The 6,010-nt window shown below is 62.9% G+C and carries 5 protein-coding genes; 1 reads left to right on the top strand and 4 read right to left on the bottom strand.

Annotation, left to right across the window (positions count from 1 at the left end):
* Positions 1-30: 30 nt before the first annotated feature.
* The 4 genes from OC610_RS19445 to OC610_RS19460 all read right to left on the bottom strand — a co-directional run bounded on the left by OC610_RS19445 (position 31) and on the right by OC610_RS19460 (position 5,280).
* On the bottom strand, positions 31-744 hold the full coding sequence (locus tag OC610_RS19445) for a GntR family transcriptional regulator (RefSeq protein ID WP_264429969.1): 714 nt from the start codon (positions 742-744) through the stop codon (positions 31-33).
* Positions 745-891: 147 nt separating this feature from the next.
* Positions 892-2,769: a feruloyl-CoA synthase gene (locus OC610_RS19450; protein ID WP_264429970.1), complete on the bottom strand. Its 1,878-nt coding sequence runs from the start codon at positions 2,767-2,769 to the stop codon at positions 892-894.
* Between the two features lie 144 nt (positions 2,770-2,913).
* Positions 2,914-4,362 carry an aldehyde dehydrogenase gene (locus OC610_RS19455; RefSeq protein WP_264429971.1) on the bottom strand — a complete coding sequence of 483 codons (1,449 nt, stop codon included), beginning with the start codon at positions 4,360-4,362 and terminating at the stop codon, positions 2,914-2,916.
* A gap of 87 nt (positions 4,363-4,449) precedes the next feature.
* Positions 4,450-5,280: a p-hydroxycinnamoyl CoA hydratase/lyase gene (locus OC610_RS19460; RefSeq protein WP_030140645.1), complete on the bottom strand. Its 831-nt coding sequence runs from the start codon at positions 5,278-5,280 to the stop codon at positions 4,450-4,452.
* Between the two features lie 213 nt (positions 5,281-5,493).
* Between OC610_RS19460 and OC610_RS19465 the strand changes: the two genes are divergently transcribed.
* Positions 5,494-5,982, top strand: a complete 489-nt coding sequence (locus tag OC610_RS19465; RefSeq protein ID WP_264429972.1) for a MarR family winged helix-turn-helix transcriptional regulator — start codon at positions 5,494-5,496, stop codon at positions 5,980-5,982.
* The last annotated feature ends 28 nt before the right edge of the window (positions 5,983-6,010 follow it).

Below are 6,010 nucleotides of genomic sequence, written 5' to 3' on the forward strand. Positions count from 1 at the left end.
CGCGAGCAAGCTCGCTCCCACAGTAGAGTCTCATTCGGATTTAAGGATCACCTTCATCCGCTCATCCGCCAGCGTCGAGCCAAACACCTCGGCATAACGCAGGGTGGCGTTGGCATGCTCGCGCATGATCGCCTCGGCACGGGCGCCCTGGCGATTGACCAGCGCGTCGAACACTGAGTGATGCTGCATATGGGCATAGTTGAAGCGCCGGTACTCGCCGGCCATGTTCTGGCGATCGACCGCCAGGGCGGTGACGGAGGCGAATGGCAAGTGGTCGTTGCGCGCCAGGGCGTCGGCGATGGCCGGGTTGTGGCTGCCTTCGACGATCACTTGGTGAAAGCGCATATTGAGGTCGTGATAGACCTCCAGGTCTTCTTCGGTCACATAGCCTTTGGCGAACAGTTCGTCGCCTTGCACCAGGCACAGTTCGAGCGCGCGCCGAGCCTCGTCGGATAAACCGCGTTCGGCCGTCTGGCGGGCGGCTAACCCTTCGAGCACCCCACGCACCTCCACCGCTCCGGCAATCTCCTCGGCACTGACAGAGCGCACCTGGAAACCACGCCCGCCAAAACGCACCAGCAGCCCTTCCTGCTCCAGGGTGCGAAACGCCATGCGCACTGGCATGCGCGAGACGCCGAACAATTGGGCGGTTGGGATTTCCATCAGGCGTTCACCTGCCGCAAGCTCGCCAGAAGCGATCATTCGACGCAACGCAACCAGCACCGTTTGGCCGGGCTTACTCATTCAGGTGATATCCAGAGAAGAGAGAGCCGCCATAGTAATTGCAATCAAATGTGGGAGCGAGCCTGCTCGCGAAGGCGTCGTCATGGCCGACATCATTGTCGACTGGCCCTCCGCCTTCGCGAGCAGGCTCGCTCCCACAGGGAAGTGTCAGCCGGTATTGCCGGCACGCAGGACGGTGGGGTCTTCTGCTCGATACAGCGCCTCGACCTTGGCCGCGCGCCATTGCAACACGGCGCGTTGGTTGATCGAGCCTTTGTCGGTGATTTCACCACGGTCGATGGAGGCCGGTTCGTCCAGCAGTGCGATCCACTCCACACGACTGGCGTTGCCATTGGCATCACGGTTCAGGCGCTGCAACCAATCGGCAAACCATTGGCGCACCGGTGGGCTCGCCAAGACCTCGGCATCGCTGGCGTCCGCGGCCAGGCCCGAGAGCCTGCGGCAGTCGTGCAGGCGCGGGAACACCAGCGCACCGAGGTGCGGGCGATCCGGCGCGGTCACCACCAGGTCCTGGACGTAAGGCGTGCCTTCGAGCACCGCGCGGTTGCGCAACGGCCCGACGCTGACGAACACCCCGGAGGACAATTTGAAATCCTCGGCAATGCGCCCGTCGAACATCAGTCCCAGTTGCGGGTTGGCGGGATCGGCGAGCTTGATGGCATCGCCCGAGCAGTAGAAGCCGGCGTCGTCGAACACTTCGGCGGTCTGCTGCGGCGAACGCCAGTAGCCGGGCATGATGTGCGGCCCGCGAAAGCGTCCTTCGAACTTGCCGTCCACCGGCACCAGCCGCACTTCGCAACCGGGCGCCGGCAAACCGATGTAGCCAGCCATGGACAGCGGCCCCGTGGTGAACGTGCACGACGGCGACGCTTCGGTCATGCCCAGGCCGGCCATCATGCGGATCCGTTCGCCGCAATGCTGCTCGGCGACTTTGTCGAGTCGATCCCAGGTGCTTTGGGAAAGACCTGCTGCGGCGAAGAAGAACAGGCTGATGCGCTTGAAAAAGCGTTCGCGCAAGTCAGCGTCCTGTTCCAGGGCGCTTACCAATTCTTCCCAGCCCTTGGGCACGGTCAGGTAGGCCGTCGGGGAAATTTCCTTGAGGTTGCGCAAGGTTTCAGCGAACCCCTGGACGGTGGGCTTGCCATCGTCCAGATAGAACGTGCCGCCGTTGTACAGCACGATGCCGACGTTGTGGCTGCCGCCAAAGGTATGGTTCCACGGCAACCAGTCCACCAGCACCGGCGGTTCTTCGCCGAATACCGGGAAGGTCTGCAACAGCATCTGCTGGTTGGCGCAGAGCATGCGCTGCGTAGTGATCACCGCCTTGGGCAGCTTGGTGGAGCCGGAGGTGAAGAGGAATTTGGCGATGCTGTCCGGCCCCGTGGCGGCAAAGGCCCGCTCAGCCTCGACACCACGCGGTTGCGCGAGCAGGCTGGCGAAGCTTGTCCTGGTCCGGCCGGGTATGTCTCCACGCACCGTGACCAGGGGAACATCCGCCGGCAACACGGCATTGATTGCGCGCTCGAACGGCGCGGCGTCGCTGACGAACACCAGCCCCGGCTGCAACAGCTCGCAGACATGCCGCAGCTTGGCGAAATCCTGGGACAGCAGCGAATAAGCCGGCGACACCGGGCAATAGGGAATCCCTGCGTACATCGCGCCCAAGGCCATCTGCAGATGTTCGATGTCGTTGCCCGACAGCAGCGCCAAGGGTTTTTCCGCCGATAAACCATAGGCCAGCAAACCCTGGGCGATGGCCCGCACGCTGTCGAGCATCTCGGCATAACTGACGTGACGCCAGTCGCCCTTGTTTTCCCGCGCAGCGATAAAGGTCTGGTTCGGCCGCACCTCGGCCCAGTGCACCAGGCGATCGAGCAAACGCTGCGGCACCGGCGCCAAGGGTTCGAGGGAACGCATGTGCAGGATGCCCTGCTCTTCCTTCACTTCTACGGCTGGATGACCAATCGACACCTGGCGATAGCGCGCAGGCTCGGGCCGGGAGGATGATCTGAACTCGGAACTCACGGTGCATCTCCTCCATCAAGGCACGCTCGGGTCGCGCGAAGCGAGCGGAGCGTGGCAGCATCTGGCTGCGGCCTTGTCATTATTATGTCTGGCCTGCATCGGGCGCTGGTCTTCAGGACACAGCGCCTGCGATGCGACGGATTTTCAGATCGGGTAGTGCCGCGGACCGTTCTGCATCGTCACCCAGCGCAACTGGGTGAAATGCTCGATGGACGCCTTGCCGCCGAAGCTGCCGTAACCACTGGACTTGACCCCGCCGAAGGGCATTTGCGCTTCGTCGTGCACGGTCGGGCCGTTGATGTGGCAAATGCCGGACTCGACTCGTTGGGCCAGGGCCAGCGCGCGGCTGGTGTCGCGGCTGAAGATGGCCGCCGACAAACCGAACTCCGAATCATTGGCCAGGCGCAGGAGTTCTTCGTCACCCTCGCCTCGCACCAGCACCGCCACCGGCCCGAAGGATTCCTCGCGATACAGGCGCATGTCCGACGTAACACCGTCCAGCAAGGTCGGCTGCAAGATGCTGCCGTCCAACTGGCCGCCCACGACCAGCTTCGCGCCTTTGGCCAGGGCATCGTCGATCAGGCCCTTGATGCGCCGGCCGGCACTGGCGTCCACCAGCGAACCCAGCACCGAATCACTGGCCCCGGGATCCCCGGCGCGCAAGGTAGCGATCTTCGTCGTGAGGCGCTCGATAAAGGCATCGGCGACGCTCGCATCGACGATCAAGCGCTCGGTGGACATGCAGATCTGGCCCTGGTTGAAATACGCGCCGAAGGCCGCCGCTTGCACCGCTGCGTCCAGATCGGCGTCGTCCAGCACCAGCAGCGGCGCCTTGCCGCCCAATTCCAGCAATGCGGGCTTGAGGTGCCGGGCCGACAGTTCGCCGACAATACGACCGACGTGGGTCGAACCGGTGAAATTCACCCGTCGCACCGCCGGGTTGGAGATCAGCCGTTCGACGATGGCAGGTGCATCCGCCGGTGCGTTGCAAATGACGTTGACCACGCCGTCGCCCAGGCCAGCGTCTTGCAGCACCTGGCCGATCAAGCGGTGCACCGCCGGGCTGATTTCCGAAGCCTTGAGCACCACAGTATTGCCGCACGCCAGCGGCATGGCGATGGCGCGGGTGGCGAGGATCACCGGAGCGTTCCATGGCGCGATTCCCAGCACCACGCCGCAGGGTTGGCGCAAGGCCATGGCGAAACTGCCGGGCACATCCGAGGGAATGACTTCGCCATTGATTTGAGTGGTCATGGAGGCGGCTTCGCGCAGCATGTTCGCGGCCAGGTGCACATTGAAGCCATACCAGTTGGCCATGGCGCCGGTCTCGCCAGCGGCGGCGACGAATTCGCCGCTGCGGGCCTGCAACTGCTCGGCCGCCCGCAGCAAGCGGGTGCGGCGTTCGTTGGGCGCCAGCGCGGCCCACGCAGGGAAAGCGGCTTGTGCGGCCGCCACGGCGGCGTCGGCGTCTTCCAATGTGGCGGCCGCCACACGAGACACCACTTCACCGGTCACCGGGTTGCAGCGCTCGAAGGTCCGGCCATCACGGGCCGGGCACGACTGGCCGCCGATCAACAGGGGCACGTCCAGCATGGTGATTCCTCTTTATTGTCTTTATCGGAATGCATTCACAGTAGCGCCGGGAGCCGTGGGCGAACAGCTCCGAGGCGCTCTGTTGTCTCAACGCTTGTAGGTTTGCAGGCCCGGCTTGATGCTCTTGTCGTCGAGGAACTGCTTCATCCCCTGCTCGCGTCCGCCTTCGGTGTCGAGCAGGCGCGACTGATCGAGCTTGGCGTAGAGGTAATCCTCGTTCTGCTCCCACGTCAGTTCGCGGCAACGCTTGAAGCCATGCTTGGCCGCACGCAGGACCACCGGGTTTTTCTCCAGTAGGTTGCGCGCCAGCTCGACGGTGACTTCACGCAGCTGCGCCAGGGGCACGCTTTCATTGACCAGGCCCATCTCGGCAGCTTTCTGCCCGCCAAACGTCTTGCCGGTCATGATGTAGTACAGCGACTGGCGGTGGCCCACAGTATCGGCCATGGCCTTGCTGACCAGGTTGCCGGGCGGAATGCCCCAGTTGATTTCCGAGAGGCCGAAGGTGGCTTCGTCGGCGCAGATCGCCAGGTCGCACGCCACCAGCGGGCTGAATCCGCCACCGAAACACCACCCGTTGACCATGGCGATGGTCGGCTTGGTATACATGCGCAGCAGTTTCCACTGCCATTGCGAGGCTTCGCGGCGGATTTTTTCCTGGAGGATTTCCGGCCCGGCGTCCACTTCGCGGAAATACTCCTTGAGGTCCATGCCGGCGGTCCAGGCTTCACCGGCGCCAGTGAGCACCAGCACGCCAGCGGCGGGATCCTGTTCCAGGGTTTCCAGCACATCGACCATCTCGCGGTTGAGGGTCGGGCTCATGGCGTTGCGTTTTTCCGGGCGATTGAGGATGACCCAGGCGATGCCGTCGTCGATCTCGACCTTGACCGTTGTCCAACGACCTTCGTAGTTGCTCATGGCGCGTGCTCTCTTGTTCTTGGCTGAAGATGATCAAAAACTAACCCTGAATATTAGTTATGTCAATTAACTATTAATCGATTTACCTTTGTTTTTTCTGCAGCTGGATTGGCGCACTGAACGACAAATATGTGAACGACCGTAGCCATCGCTCGACAACCTCGGCAAACTGGATAGCCTTGTTAACCACTGACGTTGAGGATGCACCTTTCGATGGCCAAGTCTTCCAAGCTCGCCGAACCCGCCGCCGAGGCTCTGCTCGACGCCAGCGACACGCAGGCGCCGATGGATTCCGCCCTGGAGGAGCTGATCGGCTACGCCTTGCGTCGCGCCCAGTTGAAGCTGTTCCAGAACCTGATCAGCCGCCTCGCGGTCCATGATTTGCGACCCGCCCAATTTTCAGTCCTGGCGATCATCGACCAGAACCCGGGCCTGATGCAGGCCGACCTGGCCAAGGCGCTCGCCATCGAGCCGCCGCAGGTGGTGCCGTTGTTGAACAAACTGGAAAGCCGGGCCTTGGCCGTGCGGGTGCGCTGCAAGCCGGACAAGCGTTCCTATGGGATTTTCCTGAGCAAGACCGGCGAGACGTTGCTCAAGGAACTCAAGCAGATCGCCACGGAGAGTGATCTCGATTCCACCGCTGCGCTTTCAGTTGCAGAGCGCGAGGAGCTGCTGCGGTTGTTGAAGAAGGTTTACCAATAATCCTGTGGTGAGGGCCCCCTCTGGGTTG

Source organism: Pseudomonas agronomica, from assembly GCF_025917275.1.
Lineage (GTDB): Bacteria > Pseudomonadota > Gammaproteobacteria > Pseudomonadales > Pseudomonadaceae > Aquipseudomonas > Aquipseudomonas agronomica.